This is a genomic window from Paenibacillus sediminis (genome assembly GCF_017873765.1).
GTDB lineage: Bacteria > Bacillota > Bacilli > Paenibacillales > Paenibacillaceae > Paenibacillus_AG > Paenibacillus_AG sediminis.
Map to the genome: position 1 here is coordinate 16,174 of NZ_JAGGKP010000015.1, position 25,029 is coordinate 41,202.

The 25,029-nt window shown below is 44.4% G+C and carries 25 protein-coding genes; all 25 read left to right on the top strand.

The genetic code is table 11. The annotated features are described in order from the left end of the window. The first annotated feature begins 126 nt into the window (after positions 1-126). Positions 127-402 (top strand): biofilm formation stimulator Veg, encoded by a 276-nt coding sequence (gene veg / locus J2Z20_RS16445; RefSeq protein WP_209852929.1) that lies wholly within the window; start codon positions 127-129, stop codon positions 400-402. A 151-nt stretch (positions 403-553) separates the two neighbouring features. Beyond that, positions 554-739 carry a small, acid-soluble spore protein, alpha/beta type gene (locus tag J2Z20_RS16450; protein ID WP_209852931.1) on the top strand — a complete coding sequence of 62 codons (186 nt, stop codon included), beginning with the start codon at positions 554-556 and terminating at the stop codon, positions 737-739. Between the two features lie 214 nt (positions 740-953). Beyond that, positions 954-1,808, top strand: coding sequence for a 4-(cytidine 5'-diphospho)-2-C-methyl-D-erythritol kinase (gene ispE / locus J2Z20_RS16455; RefSeq protein WP_209852933.1), 855 nt, complete (start codon positions 954-956; stop codon positions 1,806-1,808). 80 nt (positions 1,809-1,888) lie between these two features. Further along, on the top strand, positions 1,889-2,716 hold the full coding sequence (gene purR, locus J2Z20_RS16460) for a pur operon repressor (protein WP_209852935.1): 828 nt from the start codon (positions 1,889-1,891) through the stop codon (positions 2,714-2,716). A 196-nt stretch (positions 2,717-2,912) separates the two neighbouring features. Further along, positions 2,913-3,197 carry a septation regulator SpoVG gene (spoVG, locus tag J2Z20_RS16465; RefSeq protein ID WP_209852940.1) on the top strand — a complete coding sequence of 95 codons (285 nt, stop codon included), beginning with the start codon at positions 2,913-2,915 and terminating at the stop codon, positions 3,195-3,197. Positions 3,198-3,316: 119 nt separating this feature from the next. Continuing rightward, positions 3,317-4,708 (top strand): bifunctional UDP-N-acetylglucosamine diphosphorylase/glucosamine-1-phosphate N-acetyltransferase GlmU, encoded by a 1,392-nt coding sequence (gene glmU, locus J2Z20_RS16470; protein WP_209853009.1) that lies wholly within the window; start codon positions 3,317-3,319, stop codon positions 4,706-4,708. An 86-nt stretch (positions 4,709-4,794) separates the two neighbouring features. Further along, positions 4,795-5,748, top strand: coding sequence for a ribose-phosphate diphosphokinase (locus tag J2Z20_RS16475; RefSeq protein WP_209852941.1), 954 nt, complete (start codon positions 4,795-4,797; stop codon positions 5,746-5,748). Between the two features lie 95 nt (positions 5,749-5,843). After that, on the top strand, positions 5,844-6,404 hold the full coding sequence (gene pth, locus J2Z20_RS16480) for an aminoacyl-tRNA hydrolase (RefSeq protein WP_209852943.1): 561 nt from the start codon (positions 5,844-5,846) through the stop codon (positions 6,402-6,404). Between the two features lie 85 nt (positions 6,405-6,489). Next, on the top strand, positions 6,490-6,720 hold the full coding sequence (gene fin / locus J2Z20_RS16485) for an anti-sigma-F factor Fin (protein ID WP_209852945.1): 231 nt from the start codon (positions 6,490-6,492) through the stop codon (positions 6,718-6,720). A gap of 217 nt (positions 6,721-6,937) precedes the next feature. Next, positions 6,938-10,462, top strand: coding sequence for a transcription-repair coupling factor (gene mfd, locus J2Z20_RS16490; RefSeq protein ID WP_209852947.1), 3,525 nt, complete (start codon positions 6,938-6,940; stop codon positions 10,460-10,462). Continuing rightward, positions 10,449-11,426, top strand: coding sequence for a peptidylprolyl isomerase (locus J2Z20_RS16495; RefSeq protein WP_209852949.1), 978 nt, complete (start codon positions 10,449-10,451; stop codon positions 11,424-11,426). The genes mfd and J2Z20_RS16495 overlap by 14 nt, the downstream gene beginning before the upstream one ends. Positions 11,427-11,612: 186 nt before the next feature. After that, positions 11,613-12,155, top strand: coding sequence for a stage V sporulation protein T (gene spoVT, locus J2Z20_RS16500; protein WP_209852951.1), 543 nt, complete (start codon positions 11,613-11,615; stop codon positions 12,153-12,155). 166 nt (positions 12,156-12,321) lie between these two features. Then, the gene (locus J2Z20_RS16505; RefSeq protein WP_209852953.1) at positions 12,322-13,953 is read left to right on the top strand and encodes a putative polysaccharide biosynthesis protein; all 1,632 of its coding nucleotides are present in this window, start codon (positions 12,322-12,324) and stop codon (positions 13,951-13,953) included. A 61-nt stretch (positions 13,954-14,014) separates the two neighbouring features. Then, positions 14,015-15,508: a bifunctional methyltransferase/pyrophosphohydrolase YabN gene (gene yabN, locus J2Z20_RS16510; protein WP_209852955.1), complete on the top strand. Its 1,494-nt coding sequence runs from the start codon at positions 14,015-14,017 to the stop codon at positions 15,506-15,508. Between the two features lie 216 nt (positions 15,509-15,724). Then, positions 15,725-15,997 (top strand): HU family DNA-binding protein, encoded by a 273-nt coding sequence (locus tag J2Z20_RS16515; RefSeq protein WP_209852957.1) that lies wholly within the window; start codon positions 15,725-15,727, stop codon positions 15,995-15,997. Continuing rightward, entirely contained in the window at positions 15,997-16,275 is a 279-nt protein-coding gene (locus J2Z20_RS16520) for an RNA-binding S4 domain-containing protein (RefSeq protein WP_209852959.1), read from the top strand. The genes J2Z20_RS16515 and J2Z20_RS16520 overlap by 1 nt, the downstream gene beginning before the upstream one ends. A 121-nt stretch (positions 16,276-16,396) precedes the next feature. Next, a complete protein-coding gene (gene yabP / locus J2Z20_RS16525) occupies positions 16,397-16,681 on the top strand; it encodes a sporulation protein YabP (RefSeq protein WP_209852961.1) in 285 nt (94 codons plus the stop codon). Continuing rightward, the gene (yabQ, locus tag J2Z20_RS16530) at positions 16,678-17,259 is read left to right on the top strand and encodes a spore cortex biosynthesis protein YabQ (protein ID WP_209852963.1); all 582 of its coding nucleotides are present in this window, start codon (positions 16,678-16,680) and stop codon (positions 17,257-17,259) included. The genes yabP and yabQ overlap by 4 nt, the downstream gene beginning before the upstream one ends. 2 nt (positions 17,260-17,261) lie before the next feature. Continuing rightward, positions 17,262-17,603, top strand: a complete 342-nt coding sequence (locus J2Z20_RS16535) for an FtsB family cell division protein (protein WP_209852965.1) — start codon at positions 17,262-17,264, stop codon at positions 17,601-17,603. A 131-nt stretch (positions 17,604-17,734) separates the two neighbouring features. After that, the gene (locus J2Z20_RS16540; RefSeq protein WP_209852967.1) at positions 17,735-18,217 is read left to right on the top strand and encodes a S1 domain-containing RNA-binding protein; all 483 of its coding nucleotides are present in this window, start codon (positions 17,735-17,737) and stop codon (positions 18,215-18,217) included. Between the two features lie 395 nt (positions 18,218-18,612). Beyond that, a complete protein-coding gene (gene spoIIE, locus J2Z20_RS16545; RefSeq protein WP_415640043.1) occupies positions 18,613-21,060 on the top strand; it encodes a stage II sporulation protein E in 2,448 nt (815 codons plus the stop codon). 119 nt (positions 21,061-21,179) lie between these two features. Then, positions 21,180-21,920, top strand: a complete 741-nt coding sequence (locus J2Z20_RS16550; RefSeq protein WP_209852971.1) for a vWA domain-containing protein — start codon at positions 21,180-21,182, stop codon at positions 21,918-21,920. Further along, on the top strand, positions 21,904-22,863 hold the full coding sequence (locus J2Z20_RS16555) for a serine/threonine protein kinase (protein WP_342454329.1): 960 nt from the start codon (positions 21,904-21,906) through the stop codon (positions 22,861-22,863). The genes J2Z20_RS16550 and J2Z20_RS16555 overlap by 17 nt, the downstream gene beginning before the upstream one ends. Positions 22,864-22,907: 44 nt before the next feature. Then, positions 22,908-24,344, top strand: a complete 1,437-nt coding sequence (gene tilS, locus J2Z20_RS16560; RefSeq protein WP_209852973.1) for a tRNA lysidine(34) synthetase TilS — start codon at positions 22,908-22,910, stop codon at positions 24,342-24,344. 63 nt (positions 24,345-24,407) lie between these two features. After that, on the top strand, positions 24,408-24,950 hold the full coding sequence (hpt, locus tag J2Z20_RS16565; RefSeq protein WP_209852975.1) for a hypoxanthine phosphoribosyltransferase: 543 nt from the start codon (positions 24,408-24,410) through the stop codon (positions 24,948-24,950). The last annotated feature ends 79 nt before the right edge of the window (positions 24,951-25,029 follow it).

Sequence of the window (25,029 nt, forward strand, 5' to 3'; positions counted from 1 at the left end):
ATTAAGCATGGATGTAAAAAAATATTCGTTGACAACACAAAAATGATACTGATATAATTAATTATTTTAATTTGACAAGAACCATCTTTTTTTGTATAATGGACAAGGAAAGAGGTGGTTCAGGCAATGGCAAAAAATGCGCTATTGGAAATCAAACGCAATCTCGAAGCTCATGTTGGGCAGAGAATATTGCTGAGGGCTAACGGTGGTCGACGTAAGACCATCGAACGAACTGGCGTCTTGGAAGAAACCTACCCTTCTGTATTTATAGTCAAGCTGGATCAAGAACAGCAGACTTTTAAACGTGTGTCTTACAGTTATGCCGATATACTTACGGAATCTGTAGAAGTCACCGTCTGTGAAGACGAGGGCGAAATGCGGATTACGTATGTAAAATCGTAATTTTTTGCAATCAAAGCAGCCTTTCTTAGGCTGCTTTTCGCATTTATATATAAGTAATACTGGAATAATCGCTCAGAATGAGAAAGGGAAGGCCGAGGGATACTATTCGCGAACCTTGAACATCCCCTATAATATCGAAGGAGGACTGGCGATGTCGCGGAAAAGACGCAGCGTAATGTCGGAAACCCTGAAGTACGAATTGGCCAAGGATTTAGGTTTTTATGATACGGTCCAGAAGGAAGGTTGGGGCGGTATTAAGGCTAAAGATGCAGGGAATATGGTGAAAAGAGCTATTCAGCTTGCTGAACAGGCTGCATCACGTAACCAGCAACCCTAATAGGCACAAATCAAGCTTTCCGAGCAATCGGGAAGCTTTTCTTTTTTGGCCTATTCGTTCTAGACCTTTTTGGGATAAAATGACTTGTAAGCATTAGTTTGCTAAGATGGAGTAGAAAATGTGAAAATATACCCTGAGATAGACGTAGGCAGACTGTTTTACATATAATATGTTAGGTTGTCCTAATGGAAAAGCTAAGGATTGGTGAGTGGCCGTGAAAATATATGAAAAAGCGCCGGCAAAAATTAATTTAATGCTGGATGTATTGCATAAAAGAGCTGATGGATATCATGAAGTAGAAATGATCATGACGATGGTCGATCTTGCGGATCGTCTTGAAATGTATGAGTTGCCTAGAGATACCATCATTATCTCAAGTCAAGCAGGGTATATTCCGCTCGATGAGAAGAACCTTGCGTTTCAAGCTGCAAAGCTGATTAAAGAAAGGTATGATGTAACCCGCGGGGTATACATACATTTAGATAAAAAGATTCCCGTCGCAGCAGGACTCGCCGGTGGAAGCAGTGATGCTGCGGCAACATTACGGGGTCTGAATCGGCTGTGGGGTTTAAACATCGATGATGAGGAGCTGCAGGAGTTAGGTGCAGAACTAGGTTCTGATGTTCCTTTCTGTGTAACGGGCGGCACAGCGCTAGCAACAGGGCGCGGCGAGGTGCTTACAAAGATGCCGAATCCGCCGCAATGCTGGGTTGTCTTGGCGAAGCCACCAATCAATGTGTCAACTGCTGAAGTTTATGGCAAATTGAAGATTGATGAAAACACGAAGCATCCTTCTTCTAGACGAATGCAGGAGGCGCTTGAGCAGCAATCTTTTGCAAAAGTATGCCAAGAGCTTGGCAACGTGCTTGAAGATGTTACACTCCGTTTGCACCCTGAAGTGATGCAACTGAAAGAGGCGATGCTTAAGCTTGGTGCAGATGGCGTACTCATGTCAGGCAGCGGACCGACTGTATTCGGGCTCGTCTCGAAAGAATCGAAGGTGGCACGCATTTATAACGGGTTGCGAGGCTTTTGCAAAGAAGTGTACGCTGTCCGTTTATTGACATAAGATATAATGTATCTTTTGGACAAAAACGAACATTTGTGTTATATTTTATTAATAACATTCGGATTTAGCGAGGTATTTTTGTGAAAAAACTAAAAAGAAGCGCACGACTGGTGGAAATGACCGAGTTTTTATTGTCTAGACCGCATACCTTAATTCCGTTAACGACATTTGCTGATCGTTATGGAGCAGCTAAATCGTCGATAAGTGAGGATCTGGCGATCATCAAAGAGGTATTTGAAGAAGGCAGCATTGGTGTTCTTCATACGCTCGCTGGGGCGGCTGGAGGTGTTAAATTCATGCCTAAACTGCACAAGGAAGATGCGCTTAGCTTTATTCAAAATTTTTGCAGACAGCTTGAGCAGTCTGATCGGCTTTTGCCGGGCGGTTATTTGTACATGTCTGATTTACTTGGACAACCTGCCATCATGAACGAAGTGGGCAAAATATTTGCGACCGCATTTGCTGACCGAGACATTGATGTCATCATGACGGTAGAGACGAAGGGGATTCCGCTAGCCTATGCGACTGGAGCACAGCTTAATTTGCCTGTTGTGCTCGTTAGACGGGACCATCAAGTAACGGAAGGGTCCGCCGTTAGCATTAATTATGTCTCTGGCTCTCATAAAAGCTTGCATACGATGACACTATCTCGCAGAGCGCTTAAGGAGAAATCACGAGTTCTGATCGTTGATGATTTCATGAAGGCGGGCGGTACCATTAAAGGGATGATGGATCTGCTTGCCGAGTTCGATGCGACGGTTGCAGGTGTCGGGGTACTGCTTGAATCAGGAACAGTAGATTCCGATGAGCGGCTGCTTACGGATTATATTTCTTTAGCCAAGCTCACTGCGGTTGATTCCAAAACGAAAATGATTGAAGCTGCGCCAGGTAATTATTTCAACGATTAAACTCCAATTATAGATCGATAACGAAGCTGTCGAAATGGGAGAAATACCATCAAGCGCACTCGAAAGGTGTCGAAAACATTCTTCTACGAAAAAAAATTCCTTATTTTAGGATAAATTTGCTATAAAAAAGAAGGATTTTGATTTGCTGTGTGGAATTATACACCAAGTCTCTGATGGAAAAAGGTGGTGAACACACATGCAAATTACGGACGTAAGACTCCGCCGTGTTAACTCTGAGGGGAGAATGAAAGCGATCGCATCCATTACCATCGATAACGAATTTGTTGTTCATGACATTCGCGTCATTGATGGAAACAATGGTATGTTCGTGGCTATGCCAAGTAAGCGGACTCCAGACGGAGAATTCCGCGATATTGCGCACCCAATCTCTTCAGGTACTCGCGAGAAGATTCAAACTGCTGTTTTAGCTGAGTATGAGCGCGCAGCGGTTGAAAGCGAAGTTATCGAAGAAGGCGCTTAATGTACATTTATTGGGGTTCAAGGAAGAGAGCCATAGCTATGGCTCTCTTTTCTTTTTTGATAGAATAAGATATATTACGTATTGAGTTCAAGAGTAGGGGGTAGGCATTCTTGAGAAGAATGGCAATTGTCCTTGCCGCAGGGCAAGGCAAACGCATGAAATCAAAATTGTATAAGGTGCTTCACTCCGTTTGCGGAAAACCCATGGTAGGTCATGTTTTAGATACAGTAAAAAACGCAAATTGTGAGCGAAACATTGTCGTCGTTGGTCATGGTGCTGCAGCAGTGAAATCTTATCTAGGTGAATCTGCAGAATATGTTCTGCAAGAACAGCAGCTTGGTACAGGTCATGCTGTTAAGCAGGCTAAATCATTGATAGGAAACGAGGAAGGAACGACAGTTGTTATTTGCGGCGATACACCGCTTGTTACTTCTGAGACGCTTGAGGCGCTTATCCAGCTTCATGAAAGCAAGGGAGCTGCCGCAACCATTCTGACAGCTACACTCGATAACCCGAAAGGTTACGGGCGCGTCATTCGCGACGAAGATGGATCAGTGCTGCGTATTGTAGAGCAAAAAGACTGTACGCCTGATGAGGATGCTGTTCAAGAGATTAATACAGGAACTTATTGCTTTGACAATGCCAAATTATTTGCGGCGCTGGAACAGTTGAACAATAACAATGCACAGCAGGAATATTACTTGACGGATTGCATTGCTATTTTGCGAAATGAAGGTAATATGGTTCAAGCATACCGTACAGCGGATCCGGCAGAGTCCATAGGGGTTAATGACCGTGTGGCGCTTGCGGAAGCAGAACGAATTATGCGCGAACGCATCAACTTGCGTCATATGATCGGCGGGGTAACGTTCATTGACCCAGCTTCAACTTACATTGAAGCCGGAGTAACGATAGGTAGCGATACGATTATTTATCCAGGCACCGTTCTTCGCGGTACAACGACGATCGGAACGGATTGTGAAATCGGTCCTAACACCGAAATTAGCGACAGTATTATTCATGATTCTGCCACTGTTAAATATTCGGTTCTTAACCAAGCTGAAGTCGGATCGAATACGACGGTAGGACCGTATGCATATCTTCGTCCTGGCGCGAAACTCGGTGAGCATGTGAAAATAGGCGATTTCGTTGAAGTGAAGAACGCTTCAATCGATGACGGCTCTAAAGTGTCGCATCTAAGCTATATCGGTGATGCCGTTGTTGGCAAGAACGTTAATATCGGCTGCGGCGCGATTACAGTCAACTATGATGGTTATAATAAATCCATTACTGAAATTGAAGATGACGCGTTTGTCGGCAGTAACGTGAACTTAATTGCTCCAGTGAAGATCGGCAAAGGAGCATATGTGGTCGCGGGGTCGACCATTACGGACTCGGTCCCAGAGAACGATATGGCGATCGCGAGACAACGGCAAGAGAATAAACCGGGCTATGCGGAAAAAATCCGTGCTCGTGCCATAGAAAAGAAAAAACAAAACGAACAAAAATAAGCTGATTTAGATGATTCTAATAGCCGTTACGCAGTAAAGCATCTGATTGATGATTCCAATGAACCAGCACGGAGGGTTTTTATTTTATGACTTATTGTGACTCAAAATTAAAAATATTTACTTGTAACGCGAATCCGACGCTAGCCCGCCAAATTGCTGACTATATCGGCATTCCTCTAGGCGACTCTGAAACGATGAGATTCAGCGACGGTGAAATTCAAATTAAATTGAATGAAAGTGTACGTGGTTGCCACGTATATGTTGTGCAGCCTACGTGTGCTCCAGTTAACGACAGCTTGATGGAGCTTCTTGTTATGGTAGATGCGCTCAAACGTGCTTCCGCGAAAAGCATTAACGTTGTCATTCCTTATTACGGGTATGCACGTCAGGACCGTAAAGCTCGCTCTAGAGATCCGATTACGGCTAAACTGGTTGCTAACTTGATCGAAAAAGCTGGCGCTCACCGCGTCATTACGATGGATTTACATGCAATGCAAATCCAAGGCTTCTTTGATATTCCGGTGGATCATTTGCTAGGGGTACCGATTTTGGCACAATATTTCCGTTCTAAGAAAATCGAGAACCCTATCGTCGTATCTCCAGACCATGGCGGTGTGGTACGTGCGAGAAAATTAGCTGATTTCCTAAATGCGCCGCTTGCGATCATCGATAAGCGCCGTCCAGAGCCTAACGTCAGCGAAGTGATGAATATTATCGGTAATATCGAAGGCAAAACAGCGATTCTAATCGATGATATTATTGATACGGCAGGCACAATTATTTTAGGTGCAAATGCGCTCGTTGAAGGCGGTGTGAAGGAAGTATACGCGTGCTGTACACATCCAGTGTTCTCCGGTCCAGCGATGGAACGTCTTGAGAATTCACCGCTCAAGGAAGTTGTCGTAACGGATACCATTCCGCTTACACATACCAATCCATCGGGTAAGCTGAAAGTGTTGTCTGTTGCACCGTTAATGGGTGAAGCTATTATTCGTGTTCACGAGGAATTATCAATTAGTAAACTATTCGAAATTGAATAATAAACGGCCGCGGACGAGGGGTTATATTTCCTAAATGGAAATGTAACCCCTAGCCGTGTAGTTAAACATATATAGGAAGAAAGAGAGGTAAGGTAATGAAATGGATTGTCGGACTTGGAAATCCAGGTTCAGAGTATGAAAAAACACGGCACAATGTCGGATTTATGGCGATCGACCGATTAGCAGACAGGCATGGAATATCCGTGAAACAAAATAAATGCAAAGCGTTAATCGGAGAAGGGAACATCGGCGGCAGCAAAGTCGTTCTCATCAAACCGATGACTTATATGAATCTATCGGGCGAATCGGTAAGAGCGTTTATGGATTACTATAAGGCATCCATCGATGATTTGATCGTTGTGTATGATGATATGGACACGGCGATCGGCAAGATACGTCTTCGCTATCAAGGAAGCGCTGGCGGTCATAATGGCATTAAATCGATTATCCAGCATATTGGCACACAACAGTTCAATCGGGTTAGAATGGGGATTTCACGTCCTGAGCCAGGATTTTCAATTGTCGATTATGTACTTGCTCCTTTCCCTAAGAAAGAAGATTCACTGCTTAAACAGATGATTGAAGATACTTGTGATGCCCTTGAATACAGTTTGAATCATACATTCGAGCAAACGATGGCTAAGTTTAATGGTTAATGAGCAAAAGCGGTAACTTCAGGGGCTAAATTTCGATGAAATTGGGCATTACTTAAGGTATAACCTATTTTCAGGAGGCATATAAATGGCAATAAACTATATTTGCCGGCATTGTCGTACCTTCATTGGGCGAATTGATTCTCCGAAGGTAACCGAAATGCAGCTTGGTTTCCATTTCTTGACCCCCGAGGAACGCAGAGATATAATAGCCTATGATTCAAGTGGCGAAGTAACGGTTCGTGTGACTTGTGATTACTGCAGGGAAGCGTTTGAAGGCAATCCTGAGCTGACGCTGCTTTCCAATCCTCTTCAATAAATGTAATATATTAACAGTTCCAATTTGGATGAGCATGGTCAGTAGATAGTACTGTCAGCTTAAGGCCTTGGCACGGTTGCTGAGGCTTATTTTGATGAATAATGCATGACGAATACCGTCCTCCATAAAAGGACGGCAAAGCTGTTTCTATTTGGGCTGGCTGATACTCTATTTTTGTATATATTTCGACTTCGTAAGCGTAAGAGAGGTGCTCCTTTTGTTACAAGCACTTATAGAGGCTTTTTCTAAAGATGCTGATTTTGGTTCAATTACTGCGGGTATATCCGCGGGGATGAAGGAACAACTCATCTCTGGATTATCCGGATCTGCTAGGCAAGTGATGTTAGCGGCACTTCATGAGGAGACGAAACGTCCTCTGCTCGTGGTGACGCATAATATGTTCTCTGCTCAAAAAATTGCGGATGACCTGCAGGAAGCGCTTTCTCCAGACAAAGTACTGCTGTACCCAGCTAATGAACTTGTGGCTGCAGAAGCGGCCATATCAAGCCCCGAGACACTGGCTCAGCGCATAGAAGTGCTGATGAAATGTTCTCAAGGTTTTAGGGGTATTGTCGTTGTGCCTTTTTCAGGAGTTAGACGATTCTTGCCTGTTCCTGAAGTGATGGCTAATGCACAAATTACGCTGAAGCAGGGAGAGAGCATCAACCTGGAATCGTGGCTAGGCAAAATGATTGAGCTTGGATATGAACGGGTTGAACGGGTTGAATCAAAAGGCGAGATGAGCGTTCGCGGCGGTATTGTTGATTTTTATCCAATGACATCTGAGCTAGCCTTTCGGGTCGAGCTGTTTGATGACGAAATTGATTCGATGCGAACCTTCGATCCTGCGGATCAGCGTTCCATTGATAAAGTGAATGAAATCGTCATTACTCCATGTAAGGAATTGATAGCGGACAAGGCGCGTTTTGAGCGGGCCGCCAGCGCTGCAGCTTCGCTCTTAGAGGAGCAGCTTGGGAAAATGACAGACCGCCAAGCGAAGCTGAGACTTCGTGAGGAAATGGACAAGGAAATTGAAATGCTGCGTCAGCATATTTATTTTCCAGAAATTTATAAATACATTTCTCTACTTTATCCGGAGCGCAAGACACTTTATAATTATGTTCCTAAGGATACGCTTCTCATCTTCGATGAGCCTGCTAGGCTCATTGAAACGGCCAAACAATTGGAACGCGATGAATCGGAGTGGAATTTGCATCTTTTGCAAAACGGAAAAACGATGCCTAGTCTTGTTCTGGCTACCGAGCATGAAAAGGTATTGTATCATCGTCCTTTCCAAACTTTGTTCGTATCGCTCTTCCTGCGCCAAGTTCCGCATACTCAGCCTCAAAATGTGCTGAATTTCCTTTGCCGCGGCATGCAAGACTTCCATGGGCAGATGAACGTTCTGAAGGCTGAAATGGAACGGTGGAAAAAGGCAGGCACGAAAGTGATCATGCTTGCAAACGGCGAGGAACGGATGGATCGCATGCGCCGTGTTCTCCAGGATTACGGTATTGAGGAACCGACCATTATTCAAGGGAACTTGCAATCTGGGTTCGAAATGACTTCCATTCATCTCGTCGTCATTACTGAAGGAGAGATGTTCTCTCAGAAACAGCGTAAAGCCCGCAAGCTAACGAAAAGCATGGACAATGCAGAGCGCATCAAGAGCTATACAGAGCTCAAGGTGGGTGACTATGTCGTTCATCGCAATCACGGTATCGGCAAATATGTAGGGATTGGCACTCTTGAAATTAACGGCATTCACAAAGATTACATGCACATTTTGTATGCTGGCGGTGACAAATTATCCGTTCCGATCGAGCAGATTGATCTTATTCAGAAGTATGTAGGATCTGAAGACAAAGAGCCTAAGATATACAAGCTGGGCGGAAACGAATGGACCCGTGTTAAAAATAAAGTTCGATCTTCTGTTCAGGATATTGCGGATGATCTCATCAGGCTGTATGCGGAACGTCAATCCTCACCGGGCTACGCTTTTGAAAAGGATACGCCGGAGCAACAGGAATTCGAAGCGATGTTCCCATACGATGAGACGCCGGATCAGCTTCGTGCCATTGAAGAGATTAAAAAGGATATGGAACAAAGCCGCCCTATGGATCGGCTGCTGTGCGGCGATGTGGGCTACGGTAAGACAGAAGTAGCGATTCGCGCTGCTTTTAAAGCGGCTATTGAAGGTAAGCAGGTGGCTGTTCTTGTGCCGACGACCATCTTAGCTCAGCAGCACTATGAGACTTTCCGTGAGCGCTTTTCTGGTTATCCATTCAACATTCAAGTGCTCAGCCGCTTCCGTTCCCGCAAGGAGCAGAACGAAACGATCAAAGGCATCCGTCAAGGTACGGTCGATATCGTTATTGGGACGCACCGTTTGCTGTCACAGGACATCATTTTCAAAGATCTCGGACTGCTTATCGTCGATGAAGAACAGCGGTTCGGCGTGTCGCATAAAGAGAAGCTGAAACGGCTCAAAACGAATGTAGACGTATTGACGCTTACAGCAACTCCGATTCCGCGCACGCTTCACATGTCTATGCTGGGAGTACGCGATCTGTCGGTTATTGAGACGCCTCCTGAGAACCGGTTCCCTGTGCAGACGTACGTCGTTGAGTACAGCCAGACATTAGTTCGTGAAGCGATCGAACGAGAGCTCGCCCGAGGTGGACAGGTATACTTCTTGTATAACCGCGTGCAAGGCATTCAGGAAATGGCCAATCAAATATCGATGCTCGTTCCTGAAGCGAGAGTCGGCATTGGTCACGGACAAATGTCGGAACAGGAGCTTGAGAAGACGATTCTCGATTTCCTCGATGGAGAGTACGATGTGCTTGTAAGCACAAGCATTATCGAGACGGGTGTGGACATTCCGAATGTAAATACGCTGATCGTTTACGATGCCGATAAGATGGGTCTATCTCAGCTGTATCAGCTGCGTGGACGAGTAGGACGTTCCAACCGAATTGCCTATGCCTACTTTACGTATCAACGGGATAAAGTTCTGACCGAAGTTGCGGAAAAACGTCTGCAATCGATTAAAGAATTCACCGAGCTCGGTTCAGGCTTCAAAATCGCTATGCGCGACCTTTCTATACGCGGAGCGGGTAATTTGCTTGGAGCAGAGCAGCATGGTTTCATTGCCTCGGTCGGGTTCGACCTCTACTCGCAAATGCTCGCTGAAGAAATTCAGAAGCGGAAAGTTGCGATGCTCGGAGAAGCTGTTCCTGAGACGAAGGATTGGAATACGCTTATTGATTTTGGAATTGATGCTTACCTGCCATCGGATTATATTTATGACAGTGTTCAGAAGATTGAAATTTATAAGAAGGTGGCTGCTGCAACATCCTTTGACGATGTAGCTGAGCTTGAGGATGAGCTGATCGACCGGTATGGCGATTTGCCGCAAGCCGTCGTAAATTTACTTGGCGTTGCGCGTCTTAAAATTTACGGCAGAATGTACGGAATCGAATCAATTACACAGCGCGGTGATGACCTTGTCATTAAATTTTATGAAGGTCAAGAAAAAGCCATAGATTTCTCTGTACTTGCACAAGTTGGCAATACGTTTGAAAGACGTGTACAATTTGAGCAAGGTGCCGTCATGGCGATCCGCATCAAAGGTAAAGGATTAACCACTGAACAACTGATGGGACTCGTGGAGAAATTTTTTGAAGCTTCTAAAAAGGCTTTTAAACAAAAGGGGGAACTACAGGATGCGGTTAAATAACAGCAAACGTCTATGGAAAATGTCGATTTTCACACTTATTGCAGTGCTGTGTATATCTGTACTCGCGGCTTGCGGAAACAAAGAGAAAGTGGTCGCTACCTATACTGGCGGGGAAATTACACAGGATGAGTTCAATCGTGAATTAGGCGTCATGTCTCTGCTGTATCCAGAGTATGCGTCCGTTATGGATATGGATGCATTTAAAGAGTACTTGATTAAACAACAAATTGCTTCCGAGTATTTGTACAAGAACAAAGTAAGTGCTAAGGAAAAAGAAGAAGGCAAGAGAAAGGCGGAAGAGCAGCTCAAAGCGATGAAGGCATCGGTTTCGGCCGATCAACTGAAAAAAATGCTGGATGCCAAAAAGCTAACCGAACAGAATCTAGATGATTACATGATTCGAAATTTTGCTGTTGTTCAATATTGGTCAGATCAAGTGAAAGATGACGAGATCAAGGCGAAGTTTGAACAAACGAAAGACAATTACACGATCGCTTCTGTTCGCCATGTATTGATTGCATTTACTGACGCTAACAATAAGACACGTTCGAAAGATGACGCGCTGAAATTAGCGAAGGAAGTAAAGGCAAAGCTTGATAACGGCGCTGACTTCGCAGCTATTGCGAAACAGTACTCAGATGATCCAGGTTCGAAGGATAAAGGCGGATTGTATGAGAACACTCCTGTAGGCAACTGGGTGGACGAGTTCAAAAAAGCAGCGCTTACGCTTCCGCTTCACAAAATTAGTGATCCAATAGAAACGCAATACGGGTATCACATCATGAGAGTTGAATCCCGTAAGGAGACCAAATTTGAAGATCTAACGAAGGATCAAATTGAATCGATTCGTCAGCTTGTTGGTTCCGAGAAAATGGACAAGTTTATTGAGAACGATCTTAAAAATATGATTAAAAAAGTAGATCTGCCTAAGAGCGACAAGAGCAGCAGTTCTACCAAAAAATAGTTATTAACGAAAGCTACTAAAAAAATTATAGTTATACCGCAACTAATAGTTAATTTGGATGTATAACGATTTGGGAACAGATGAATACTATGGGCAGATAACAAATGAACATATTTGAAACCCTCCTCTTTTCCATAATGAACAGTAGTTGAAAAATCTTCTTTAGAAAGTGGGGCAACATGTGACATGAAAGCTACTGGAATAGTCCGTCGTATTGATGATCTTGGCAGGGTTGTCATTCCAAAAGAAATTCGCCGTACGTTAAGAATCCGCGAAGGAGATCCGCTTGAAATATTCGTTGACCGTGATGGTGAAGTTATTCTGAAAAAATATTCGCCGATCGGTGAACTAGGTGATTTTGCGAAAGAATATGCGGAATCTCTCTATGAGAGCACAAGCCATATTACAATTATTTCTGACCGAGACAACGTTATTGCGGTTGCCGGAGGATCTAAGAAAGAATATTTGGATAAACAGGTAGGCTCAATACTTGAAAATAGTATGGATAACCGCAAAACGATATTGGAAACATCTGCGGGTACTTACGAGATTAGTAAAGACCACCCTGAGACACTTTCCAGCTTCGTGATTGCGCCAATTATATCAAGCGGCGATCCTATCGGTACGGTTGTACTGCTAAGCAAAGATGAGTCTGTGAAAATGTCGCAACTTGAAATGAGACTGGCAGAAACAGCCGCTGGTTTCCTTGGCAAACAAATGGAACAATAACCAGCTCTATCGTTTGGATAATAAAATACTCCTACTGTTTCGTAAGGTTTATGTAGAATCTTAAGGAAACAGGCGGGAGTTTTTTTGTTGCATTAATCACGGTTATAATAGAGTAATATGACATGGGATGAAATTAAGATTGTCGACATCGCACATAGGGGGAACCATGAAGGAACAATCGCCTGCTGCCAAGCTGCTCAGGGGAGCTGCTGTACTGAGCTTGGCGGTCATTGTATCAAAATTAATTGGAACGCTGCAAAAAATACCGCTTCAAAATATCGGAGGCGATGGAGCGTTTGGTATTTATAATACCGTTTATCCTTTTTATAATTTGATCGTTACACTGGCTACGATCGGTCTACCTACAGCGATCTCAAAATTTGTGGCAGAACGGCTGGCAGCAGAAGACGATGAAGGAGCGCGTGATGTCCTCAAGGTGTCATCCAGCTTTATAACCGTGGTTGGCTTGGTGTGCGGTCTAGGTATGTATTTTGGAGCGCCTTATATATCTTCTGTCATTGATAATCGTCATACAACACTTGCCATTCGTACAGCATCTGCAGCCTTTCTGTTCGTGCCGTTAATGTCGGCGCTTAGGGGCTACTTTCAAGGAAAACAGAATATGATGCCGACCGCAGTATCTCAGGTTACTGAGCAATGTGTACGTGTAGCAGTCATGATTGCGCTGCTTTTATACTTGACGAGAACAAGTGCATCTTCGTCTGCGATAGCTGCTGGAGCAACGTTTGGTTCTGCAGCTGGAGGGCTTGGCGGCCTTCTCGTCATGATTATGTATTGGCGGCATGATCGCCATAGAACACAAAGAGCGCAAAGAGCGTTAGTTCATAAGAAATCAGAACCTTATTACCGGTTATTGAAACAAATTTTGATCTATGCGATTCCTATTTGTGCAGGCTCGCTGGCTGTGCCGCTCATTAATTTGGTCGATACTTTTACAGTTCCTCGGCTGCTCAAGCAAAGCGGATGGAGTGAAGAGGGGGCGATGGTGCAATTCGGTATTTATAACCGCGGCATTCCTCTTGTTCAGCTCGTGACCATGCTGGCTGCTTCATTGTCTGTTTTATTTATTCCCGCATTGGCAGAGGCTAGCTATAAAGGACAGAAACTGCTCATACAAAAGCAAACGATTCAAGCGCTTCGCTGGTTTTGGCTTATTGGACTCGCTGCATCCGCAGGACTTGCCATACTTGCAGAACCGATCAATATTATGTTATACCAAGATAATGCGGGAACGACCACAATGAGATGGATTGCCTTTACGGCTGCAGGAAGTACGATGGTGACGATCTCAGCAGCGTTATTACAAGGTATGGGTTATGCCAAAGCTCCGGCTATTCATCTGCTAGGTGCAGCGGTGCTCAAGACGGTTCTCAACATGATGCTTATCCCTAGTATGGGAATTAGCGGTGCAGCAATTGCCGGCGCTGTGTCGTATGCAGTATCTGCATTGTTTAATATCATTCTATTGAAGCGCGTAACAGGACTGCGGCTGCGTGCCGCTAACTACGCAATGAAACCGGCAATGATTGTAGGTGCCATGGCATGTTCGGCAGCGGCAGTAAGCATAATCACCTCTGCCGTACTTGAAGCTGGCGGCATGAATGGCGGACGCTTTGCTGCTGCTCTCGAGAGTTTGCTAGGTATATGTATTGGAGCAGTAGTCTTTTTCATTATGCTAATACTTACGAAGCTTATTACGAAGGAAGAGCTCGCCCTATTGCCGAAAATAGGCCCATCTCTCGTCAAGCGGCTTGAAGCGGCTAAAATTTTACGATAAGGTATAGTATAACTATTGTGTGATTTGATCTACTTAGGATTTCACGTTTGGAGGAAAATAGATGAGCGCTTCATTAACGGTTGTTGGACTCGGTTCGGGTGATCCGGATCAACTCACAATTGGCATTATGAGAAAGTTGCAGCAAGCGACACAGGTATACGTTAGAACTAAGGAACACCCTGTGGTGCGGTTACTTGACGAGTTGAAGCTGCCCTATACGTCATTTGACGATGTATATGAAGCGAGGGATGCATTTCATGAGGTATACGAAGAGATCGCAGATCGTTTAATGACCATTGCTGGCTCTGGCACCTCTGATACTGAAATTATTTACGCTGTCCCAGGACATCCGATGGTAGCTGAGGCAACGGTGCAGATTTTGAAGGAGCGCTGTCCTGAGCGAGAGATTCAGCTTACAGTACTCGGCGGAGAGAGCTTTTTGGATGAGGCGTTTATACGGCTTGGATTCGACCCAATCGAAGGATTTCAATTGCTTGACGCAAGCGGGCTGGAGAGCCGTCTTATTCAACCTCAGCTACATACGGTTATTGGACAAGTGTATGATATGTTCACAGCTTCGGATGTGAAGCTCAGCCTTATGGACATTTATCCCGATGATTATTTAGTCGTCGTAGGACATGCTCTTGGTGTGAGCGGTGAGGAACAGATTGTGAGGGTGCCTCTCTATGAGCTGGATCGAGTGGAAGGCTACGGCAATTTGTCACTTATCTATGTGCCGAAAAGCGATGAGGACGAGCACCGAGTTCGGACATTTGAAAGGCTGCACGAAATCGTCAGCATCTTGAGAAGCCCAGAGGGCTGTCCTTGGGACCGCGAGCAGACACATCAAACACTTCGTAAGCATTTGATCGAGGAGACCTACGAAGTGTTAGAGACGATCGATGAAGACGATCCAGTGCATATGCAAGAGGAGCTTGGCGATTTGTTGCTCCAAATTATGCTCCATTCTCAAATAGAGGAGGAGCTCGGCTCGTTCAACGTATACGATGTCATCGCGAGTCTGAATGAGAAACTGCTGTTCCGTCATCCGCACGTATTTGGCGAGCGTACTGCGGGGAACGCTGAAGCAGCACTGCAAAATTGGGAACAAATGAAGGCCGAAGAGAAACGTCGTAAAGGAATAGATCCAAGTGAACAATCTGTACTGGACGGAATTCCACGTGATTTGCCTGCCCTCATGAAGGCCTATAAGCTTCAGAAGAAAGCGGCTAAGGTGGGCTTTGACTGGGAAGATCTAGACGGAGTATTCGCCAAAATCGACGAAGAGCTGGCTGAATTGAAAGAGGCCATTACAGAAGGTCAAGATCTGCAAAGTCAGCAATTGGAGCTCGGGGACGTTCTGTTCGCCGTCACTAATGTCGCTAGATTTATTCATTCTGATCCAGAAGAAGCGTTATCGCTTACGAATCATAAATTTGTCCGTCGGTTTCAATATATTGAACAGAAATTGAAATCGTTAGGCAAAACATTCGAAGAGAGCGATCTGGCGGAAATGGACCGTTATTGGAATGAAGCGAAAACGTTAAACAAGTAACGAAAAATGTTAAAAATAGTTAATTCAACCTCGATCTTCTATAGAATAGACATAATTAGACCTTTTTCTCATAAAAGTGCCAAAAAAATTAACTATTTTTGCAGGAATTTCGGATTGAAGGAAGAATATTGATTAGAGACATACACGCGGCAAGCTTGGCACAAAGCTAATATTCCCGCATGTTATTTATATTTGTAAATATAGGAGGATTTAATAATGAACAAAACAGATTTGATCAACAACATTTCCAGCAAGAGTGGCCTAACTAAGAAAGACGTAGAATCCGTATTGAACGGATTTCTTGGCGAAATCACAGATGCACTTGCTAAAGGAGACAAAGTGCAACTGATCGGATTCGGAACTTTCGAAACTCGTAAACGTTCCAGCCGTACTGGCCGTAACCCTCAAACAGGTAAAACAATCGAAATCCCTGCATCTAACGTTCCTGCATTCAAAGCAGGCAACAAACTTAAAGAAGCCGTTAAATAATGCGTCTTGATAAATTTTTAAAAGTATCGAGGTTAATTAAGCGGCGTACTGTAGCTAAGGATGTCTCCGATCAAGGTCGCGTTCTTATCAATGGTAGGGAAGCCAAACCGAGCAGCACAGTGAAAGTGGGCGATGAAATTACGGTTCAATTCGGCCAGAAGCTCGTCACTGTGCGTGTCGAACGGCTTGCTGAGAGCACGAAGAAGGAAGAGGCGAGCAGCCTCTATACTCTAGTGAAGGAAGAACCTATCCTGAAAGATAACGGTTTGGATTGGTAATAACACTCGATCAAAGAGCGCCCCTCTTCATTTGAAGAGGGGCGCTTTTTTCTTGCATGTACTAGTTCTAAAGCTCCTAAAGCGTCCATAAGCTAACTGTAAGAAGGAGGGGTACATGCTTATGATCGAACAAGGGAAAAATACGAAGCGGCAGGACGTGCATATGCAAAGCCGCAAGCTTCTGGAAATATCCGGAGTTATTAATGTGGAAAGCTTCGACAGTGAAGAGTTTTTACTTCAGACTGAACTCGGTCACCTCACCATTCGCGGACAAAATTTACATATTAAAAATTTAAGCCTTGAGCAAGGATTAGTTGCGATCGAAGGGTTGGTCAATTCTTTGACCTATTTAGAACCTGGATCACAGCATAAAAATAAAGGTCTGCTCGGCAAAATGTTCAAATGAATTTAGATACGCAATGGTTGACGCTGTGTATGATGTTGTTTTCAGGAGCGGTGCTCGGATTAGCCTTTAACAGCTATCGGGTGGTGTCTGAGCAGCTTCATTTTCCCAGATGGTGCACCCATCTTCTTGATTTGGTCTACTGGCTAGGGGCGGCAATGTTTGTCTTTGAGATGCTTTTTAGAAGCAATAACGGAGAGCTGAGGTTATATGTGTTTTTAGGCCTATTTCTAGGAGGATGGATTTATTTTTTATTGTTTAGTGTTGCAACGGAAAAATTTGTGGTAATGTTAATAAAGATAATAAGAATTATATGGCGCGGAATATTGCGAACGTATCATATTCTCATCGTTACGCCACTTATTGGTTTATATAAACTGATCAAGATGCTGCTTCGTTTTGCTTGGGCGACCACTATATTCTTAGGCAAAATTATGTTACAATGTTTAATGCCTTTTTGGAAGTTGTTCATGTGGATGTTATCTCCACTTGTGAAGGCAACTGGAATGAACAATTGGATTCCGGCAATCAAACGCACCATTATTTCGATATGGAAACGCTGGTTTAAGGGAGGGACATAACGATGCGGCAATCGTCTGTACAAGCTAATATGAATCAACAACATATGAAAAATGCTGGTGCGCGCAGACGTAAAGCATTATGGTTGTCCTTTATAGCCGTTTTCATGACATGGGCGGTATGTACTCTTGTTTCGCAGTCCATTCACTTGAGTGATAAATCAGCTCAATTACTAGAAAAGCAGAAATCAGAGCAAGCTAACCAGCAAATGCTGGATCAATTAAAGTACGAAGTTAGTCGACTTAAAGATCCTGAATATATCGGTCAAATTGCGCGCAAGAAATATGATATGTATTTGCCGGATGAAACGCCAATCAGAGTGCAGCAACAAAATGGAGGAAAATAGTAATATACACGGGTATATGTCTGTTGACCTTGGTTTATGCATTCGGTATAATCAAATCACTGTAAGCCAAACTTATAGATTCTTAAATCTATAATTTGCTGTATATTTTTAAGGGAGGATCATTTTATTCTATGGCAATCGAAGTGGGCACCAAGTTAGAAGGCAAGGTGACAGGCATCACGCATTTTGGAGCATTTGTGGATCTGTCAGGAGGTGTCACGGGTCTCGTTCACATCTCGGAAATCGCCGATAATTACGTCAAGGATGTTAACGATCACCTGAAAATTAATGATGTGGTTACCGTCAAAGTGATTAACATTGATAAGGACGGTAAGATTGGTCTTTCCATCAAACAAGCTGTGGATAAGCCGGTAGAATCCAAGCCGTCAAGAGCACCAAGACCAGAACGTACAGGGAATAAAGAAGGCGAACGATTCGGAGGCGGTGGCGGTTTTAATCGCGATCGGGGAGGACGTTCCTTCAAACCACAGGCGAATAAAACGTCATTTGAGGATAAAATGTTACGCTTCCTAAAAGATAGTGAAGAGCGCATTTCGTCGCTGAAGAAGAACACAGAAGGCAAACGTGGTGGCCGCGGCGCCAAACGTATGTAATTATATAAAAATATAAACCGTAAGCGAATGATCGCTTACGGTTTTTTTGTCGTTCCTGAAGAAATTAGCGACATCATCCGCCGGGTTTCCTTGTATCTCTTAGTAAACCGCTACTAGACCAGGAACCGCTATTGACGAAGAGCGGCGACGGATACATAAGATAAGCCGCTAAAATGATAAAAATAACGAGTGCTGTTGCGGATTCGTGCTCTTTCGGACTCTCCGTCTATTTTGTCGGAAAATTCTTTAGGGCATGTCTCTCTCGTTTGACAAACTTTCCTCTTGCGCGCTTATATAATGGGTACCATCTAAAAACTTGTAAATAGGTGGTGCCAATGATGATGGATAAAAGAAATGTGATTTTGTTCCCGGGCAGCAAAGTCGCAAAGGGATTAATGCCTATCCAAAAATTCATAAAGGACTGGAGGAAGTGGCCGATCATCCAAAAAACCAATCATGCATTGGCAGCCAATAAATGGGCATTTCTGCTTACAATCATGGGTTTTTTACTAGGCAAGGCAATGATCCTTAATGAGCTTTTTCCTTTCGCGATGGCTTATTTCGGTGTCATGATGTTTTTACGCAGAGATTTAATTGTACCGATCGGAGCGGCAGTGCTGCTTGGGAGCTTCTTTGCTCCTCATATGGCGACTTGGATGGTTGCGGCAGAGCTGTTTATTTTTATATTGATTCATAAAGGGCTTGAAACGTATGAACATGCGGAATTATCATACGCCCCCATGATGGTATTTACTTCTGTATTTCTCGTTAACATCTTTAATGTGGTGCTTGGACCTTCTCTTACGTGGTATAGCTTGATGATGATTACAATGGATGCCATTCTCAGCTTTGTGCTCACCTTGGTATTTACTCAAGCGATCCCGATGTTTACTTATCGCAAAAAGAATTATACGCTGCGGAATGAAGAAATTTTATGTTTAATCATTTTACTGGCGTCTGTCATGACAGGTGCAGTCGGGTGGACGGTTTATTCGCTTTCGGCGGAACATATTTTGTCCAGATATTTAATTTTAATTTTTGCATTAGTAGGCGGTGCTCCGCTGGGCGCTTCTGTAGGTGTAATTACAGGACTCATTCTTAGCCTTGCGGATTTGTCGGCCATTTATCAGATGAGTTTGCTAGCTTTTTCGGGTATGCTTGCCGGCATGCTTAAGGAAGGACGCAAGCTGACTGTATCACTCGGAATGCTGCTAGGTTCGTCCATTCTATCGATTTATTCCGCAGGAGCGGGAGATGTTATGATCTCCACTTGGGAGACGTGTGCCGCTATCACTTTATTCTTTATAACGCCAAAAGGGATTATCGCCATGATCGCCAGATACGTACCCGGCACCCAGGATTACTCCCATTCCCAGCACGAGTATGCTAAACGGATACGGGACCTTACAGCAGATCGGGTGACGCAGTTCTCGCAAATATTTAAACAGCTGTCCCGAAGCTTCGGTCAGCTTGCAACCGTCGGGGAGAATGTTGGAAGAGGTGAAGAATTAAATTATTTTATGAATGCTGTATCGGAGACGACGTGCGCTGGCTGCTATCGCCGCACCCAATGTTGGGACATGAAGTTTTATCAGACCTATAAATATATGACCGATATGATGTCGTCCATCGAAGAAAATCCTGACATGACGAAGACGGATATCCCTGCAGAATGGAACCGAGTCTGTGCGAAACCGGATCAAGTGCTTGATGTGATGAAGCAGCAATACGACTTATACAAGCATGATATGCACTGGAAACGGCAAATATTCGATAGCAGACATCTGGTTGCCGACCAACTGTCGGGTGTATCTCAAGTGATGGAGGATTTGGCGAAGGAAATTAAGCGAGAAGGACAAGCCATGTATCAACAGGAAGAACAAATTCGTGAAGCTTTAGAAAGGCTCGGGCTGTCCATACATAGTGTCGATATTATCAGCTTAGATCAAGGCAGCGTAGAAATCGAAATTGTTCATGCTTTTATAAGGGGATACGACGAGTGCCGCAAAATTATTGCGCCGCTGTTATCTGATATTGTGGGAGAACATATTGCGGTTATGAATGAGCGAATGTTAAGTTCGCGTGATGGTCTGCAGACGGTGACCTTTGGCTCAGCGAAGACATTCGAAATTGAGACAGGTGTGGCAGGAGCAGCGAAGAACGGGGATATGTTGTCTGGAGACAGCTACAGTATGGTTGATCTGCGAAGCGGGTGCTTTGCAGTAGCGCTCAGCGATGGAATGGGCAACGGGGAGAGGGCGCGTGCAGAGAGCAGCACTGCACTTAATATTTTGGAGCAGCTTCTTCAATCGGGTATGAATGAGAAGCTGGCTATAAAATCGGTTAACTCCATCCTCATGCTTCGCTCTAAAGAAGAGATGTATGCGACGGTAGATATGGCGCTGATTGACCAATATACTGCCGAAACAACATTTATGAAAATTGGCTCCTCACCTAGCTTTATTAAGCGGGGCGATGAAGTTATCGCGGTTACAGCGAGCAATTTGCCTATTGGCATTATTCAAGATATCGAAGTCGATCTAATTACGATGAAGCTTCAGCCAGGGGATACTATCGTTATGCTGACGGATGGAATCTATGATGCTCCGGGTCATGCCGTAAATAAGGAGCTATGGATTAAACGTCTTATTCAAGAGATAGAATACGAGGACCCTCAGGAAATAGCGACCTGTCTGCTAGAACAAGTGATTCGCTATCAGCAAAATCAAATTCATGATGATATGACGGTTGTCGTTGCCAGAATTGATCACAATCGTCCAGAATGGGCTACGCTTCGTGTGCCTGGCGTTGAAAGGCTAGAGCGGCCAAGAACAGTAAGCTAAGCGGGTGCTCTCATCTTCTCTCTTTCATAGTTTGAATATTCTCTGAAGTGGAAATGCTAGAGAATAACAGACTGCGAAATAAATACGGAAATAAAAGAGAAGATTGGGAGGATCATCACATGAAACAAATACTGCTCATTACAGACGGTTGCTCCAATGTGGGCGTAAGCCCGGTACTCGCGGCTGCTCATGCGCTGAAGGAAGGCATAACGGTTAACGTCGTTGGGGTTATAGACTACGGAACGATTGGAGAGCTGGGAAGCATTGAAATTGCTGAAATCGCTAAAGCCGGCGGAGGGATCAGCAGAGTTGTAGGCACACCCCAGCTTGCACAAACGATGCAAATGATGACGCGTAAAACTGTCGTTCAAACGATACAACATGCCGTTCACAAAGAATTGACTCATATATTAGGAGACGGTTCGCTGGAAGATTTGCCGCCGCATCAGCGGGCTCAGGTTGTTGAAGTGGTAGATGAGCTGTCCGAGACAAGTCCGCTGCAGGTTGCGCTTCTGATTGACGCCAGCGCGAGCATGAAGCCGAAGCTTAGGTCTGTCGAGGATGCGGCTCGCGATTTAATGCTTAGTTTACAAGCAAGACAAGGGACGAGCCAGCTCGCTGTATTCCACTATCCCGGGAGACACAGCGGAGAAGAAGCAGTGCTCGATTTAGACTGGACAGAGGATATTAGCCGCATCCATTCCTTATTTGGCAGGATCCAAATGAAGGGGGCTACGCCGACTGGACCAGCGATATTTAAGGTGATTGATTTTTATCAATATGGTACACTTAATAATAATCAAGCATGGAACGAAGAGATGATGAAAAGAGAAGGGATACTAGGTGACTACGTCGTTTAAAACCACCTTTTCCCCAGGGACGATTATTGTCGGCAAGTGGAGGCGCAGTCGGTACTATATACATCGCATGCTAGGCCAAGGTGCGAATGGGATGGTCTACCTTGTACAGAAAGTAGGCACGAGACAATTGTACGCTCTTAAAATGGGCTACGAAACGGTTGACCTGCAGTCCGAGATCAATGTGCTTCATTCGCTTCAGGGGCAAAAACATTACAAGACGTCAAGAAAGCAGGGCCATGATCAGCATGCATCCTCTTTTCTTGTAGAAGTAGATGATTTTACTTCGGATAACAAGGAAATTCCTTTCTATGTGATGCGGTATGTTAAAGGCGTACCTATTCATGCTTTTTTGGAAAAAAAGGAAAGAGAATGGCTTGGTTTCGTCGGTTTAAGTCTGCTTGAAAAGCTGCAACAATTACATGATGGCGGCTGGGTATTCGGTGATCTTAAACCGGATAATGTTCTTGTGTCTGAATATGGACATGTTGAACTGATTGACTATGGCGGTGTAAGCAGTATCGGACGGAGTATTAAGCAGTTCACCGAACGATACGATCGCGGTTACTGGAACGCAGGCAGCCGAACTGCGGATGAAGGGTATGACTTGTTCTCGTTTGCTTTGCTATGTCTTAATTTGCTGTATGATGAAGGATTCAAGAAAGTGACGAATCAGCAGCTGCCGCAAGCTCGAAGCACGCAGGATTTACTTGGGCTGCTGGGCCATCCTAACGTCCACCCTTATGCCAAATGGCTTAGGAAAGCGATACTCCATGAGTTTGCAGATACGACTGAAGCGATAACCAGTTGGAAGAGAGATGTCTATCCGGCAGCCGTAAAGTTAAAGTCAAAGCAAACACATGTTACTCCTAGGTGGCTCAAAAGCGCCTTTGCTTTCTCCATCATCATGCTCTGCTGCGCTATTTATTTTGTAGTGCGATTTTAATTTATACATTGATCAATGCTAACTAGAGAAGAAGGGGAGAACAGATGGGTGACCTTAAGATGTACACCATGGCAGAACAGGTGCGTAAAACCGCACAGGCATATCATTTATGGTCTCCCCATGACCGTATTATAGTCGCAGTATCCGGCGGGCCGGATTCTGTGACTCTTTTGCATGTTCTGCACTATATTGCTCGGACAGACACACCTCTTGAACTGATATGCGCGCATGTAAACCATAGTTTTCGGGGTGCTGAATCGGATGCAGAGGCAGAGATGGTTAGGGAAACGGCATTCAAGCTCGGTATTCCGTTCGAACTCGCAGTCATCGATGTGCCCGCATATATGAAGGAAAGCGGGAAGGGCACACAGCTTGCCGCCCGCGAGAAAAGGTATCAGTTTCTGTTAGATGTTGCGGATAAATATAAAGCGCAGTCCATTGCGCTTGCTCATCATGCCGATGATCAGGCGGAAACGGTATTGATGCGTCTCCTTCGCGGCTCAGGGCCAACGGGACTTGCCGGCATGAAGATCAAACGGCGTGAAAAAAATGTGGAACTTATTAGGCCGTTTCTACGTATATACAAATCAGACCTGATCGAACTCTGTGAAGCTGAGGGTTTTTCTTACGTAATTGACAGCAGCAACCTGTCCAATAAATATGCTCGAAATGAGATTAGATTGGATGTGCTTCCCTTTTTGGGGAAATATAATAGACAACTGCCCCAATCTCTGAATCGTCTTGCCGAGGTTATTGGAGAAGAAGACGATTATATGAGTCAGTCCGCAAAGGCGCTGTTTGATCAAATTGTGACTGCGAGCGGCCGTGGATATGCTCTGTCAGCTCGCTCCTTTACCGGACTACATGTTGCTTTACAACGGAGGTTGATTCAACTAATATTAAATTATCTTTCATTAAATACGGAAGACATCGATTTTGTGAAAATCGAGGCTGTGCGCAGTGGAATCATCCAAGAGATGCCCACTACATGGAGCCTTGATTTAGGGGGCGGCTTACGCTGTGTACGTGAATATGATCACGTGTCTTTTCTCCCGGATTGTTCGGCGGATCAAGACATCTTTACATACACATTAGAGCGAAAGTCCACGATCCTATCCTTGGGTTCAATACAGCGAAGCTTAGTTACAGAACTTCGCAGTCATGAAAGCAAGGAAAATTCGGAAATAATACACTCGAAGAACGAAGCAATATTTGATGCGGACAAACTGAATTTTCCACTTACAGTGCGTTCGCGTTTGCCCGGTGATGTAATGAAGGTCATGGGATTAAACGGCAGCAAAAAGGTAAAAGATATTTTCATCGATGATAAGATACCTCCATCCATGCGCCATCAAATTCCTATTGTTACAGACGCTTCGGGAACAATATTGTGGATTCCAGGGGTAAGGCGATCCGTGCATGCTGCAGTTACGCAGCAGACAACTTCCATATTATATATGCGTTTGGAAGATATTCGGTAAGCAAGACGATCAGTAATCGTCAAAGTAAGCATTTCATAGTATAACGGTAGGGGGTTCACTTAGTTGCAGAACGATATTCAAGAAGTACTTATTAGTGAGGAACAGATTCAAGAGATGGTTAAAGAACTTGGCGAGAAGCTAAGCGTTGAATACGAGGGTCGTAATCCTCTTGTTATTTGCGTGCTTAAAGGCGCATTTGTATTTATGGCTGATTTAATTAAACGGATTACTGTGCCGATCGAAATTGATTTTATGGCAGTATCCAGCTACGGGGCGTCTACCAAATCATCAGGTGTTGTTAAAATCATTAAAGATTTGGACGTATCTGTTGAGGGCCGTGATGTACTTATTGTTGAAGACATTATCGACAGCGGACTTACGCTCAGCTACTTGATTAATGATGTGCTGAAACGCCGCAATGCCAAATCCATTCGTGTAGTTACTTTATTTGATAAACCAGCCCGCCGGACAGTCGATCTTCAAGCTGATTTCACTGGATTTGTACTGCCGGATGCCTTCGTGGTAGGATATGGATTGGATTATGCAGAGAAATACCGTAACCTCCCTTATATCGGAATCCTGAAGCCGGAAGTCTACTCCAGCTAATCATGATCTAACTTATGCAGGATTACCGCTTCTGCCACCTCTGTTGAGATGGTAAGACAGGCTATGGTAAAATAACTAA

Coding starts and splice junctions, on each gene's coding strand:
- veg (WP_209852929.1), top strand. CDS start 127: ATGGCAAAAAATGCGCTATTGGAAATCAAACGCAATCTCGAAGCTCAT.
- J2Z20_RS16450 (WP_209852931.1), top strand. CDS start 554: ATGTCGCGGAAAAGACGCAGCGTAATGTCGGAAACCCTGAAGTACGAA.
- spoVG (WP_209852940.1), top strand. CDS start 2,913: ATGCAAATTACGGACGTAAGACTCCGCCGTGTTAACTCTGAGGGGAGA.
- glmU (WP_209853009.1), top strand. CDS start 3,317: ATGGCAATTGTCCTTGCCGCAGGGCAAGGCAAACGCATGAAATCAAAA.
- J2Z20_RS16475 (WP_209852941.1), top strand. CDS start 4,795: ATGACTTATTGTGACTCAAAATTAAAAATATTTACTTGTAACGCGAAT.
- pth (WP_209852943.1), top strand. CDS start 5,844: ATGAAATGGATTGTCGGACTTGGAAATCCAGGTTCAGAGTATGAAAAA.
- fin (WP_209852945.1), top strand. CDS start 6,490: ATGGCAATAAACTATATTTGCCGGCATTGTCGTACCTTCATTGGGCGA.
- J2Z20_RS16495 (WP_209852949.1), top strand. CDS start 10,449: ATGCGGTTAAATAACAGCAAACGTCTATGGAAAATGTCGATTTTCACA.
- spoVT (WP_209852951.1), top strand. CDS start 11,613: ATGAAAGCTACTGGAATAGTCCGTCGTATTGATGATCTTGGCAGGGTT.
- J2Z20_RS16505 (WP_209852953.1), top strand. CDS start 12,322: ATGAAGGAACAATCGCCTGCTGCCAAGCTGCTCAGGGGAGCTGCTGTA.
- yabN (WP_209852955.1), top strand. CDS start 14,015: ATGAGCGCTTCATTAACGGTTGTTGGACTCGGTTCGGGTGATCCGGAT.
- J2Z20_RS16515 (WP_209852957.1), top strand. CDS start 15,725: ATGAACAAAACAGATTTGATCAACAACATTTCCAGCAAGAGTGGCCTA.
- J2Z20_RS16520 (WP_209852959.1), top strand. CDS start 15,997: ATGCGTCTTGATAAATTTTTAAAAGTATCGAGGTTAATTAAGCGGCGT.
- yabP (WP_209852961.1), top strand. CDS start 16,397: ATGATCGAACAAGGGAAAAATACGAAGCGGCAGGACGTGCATATGCAA.
- yabQ (WP_209852963.1), top strand. CDS start 16,678: ATGAATTTAGATACGCAATGGTTGACGCTGTGTATGATGTTGTTTTCA.
- J2Z20_RS16535 (WP_209852965.1), top strand. CDS start 17,262: ATGCGGCAATCGTCTGTACAAGCTAATATGAATCAACAACATATGAAA.
- J2Z20_RS16540 (WP_209852967.1), top strand. CDS start 17,735: ATGGCAATCGAAGTGGGCACCAAGTTAGAAGGCAAGGTGACAGGCATC.
- spoIIE (WP_415640043.1), top strand. CDS start 18,613: ATGCCTATCCAAAAATTCATAAAGGACTGGAGGAAGTGGCCGATCATC.
- J2Z20_RS16550 (WP_209852971.1), top strand. CDS start 21,180: ATGAAACAAATACTGCTCATTACAGACGGTTGCTCCAATGTGGGCGTA.
- tilS (WP_209852973.1), top strand. CDS start 22,908: ATGGGTGACCTTAAGATGTACACCATGGCAGAACAGGTGCGTAAAACC.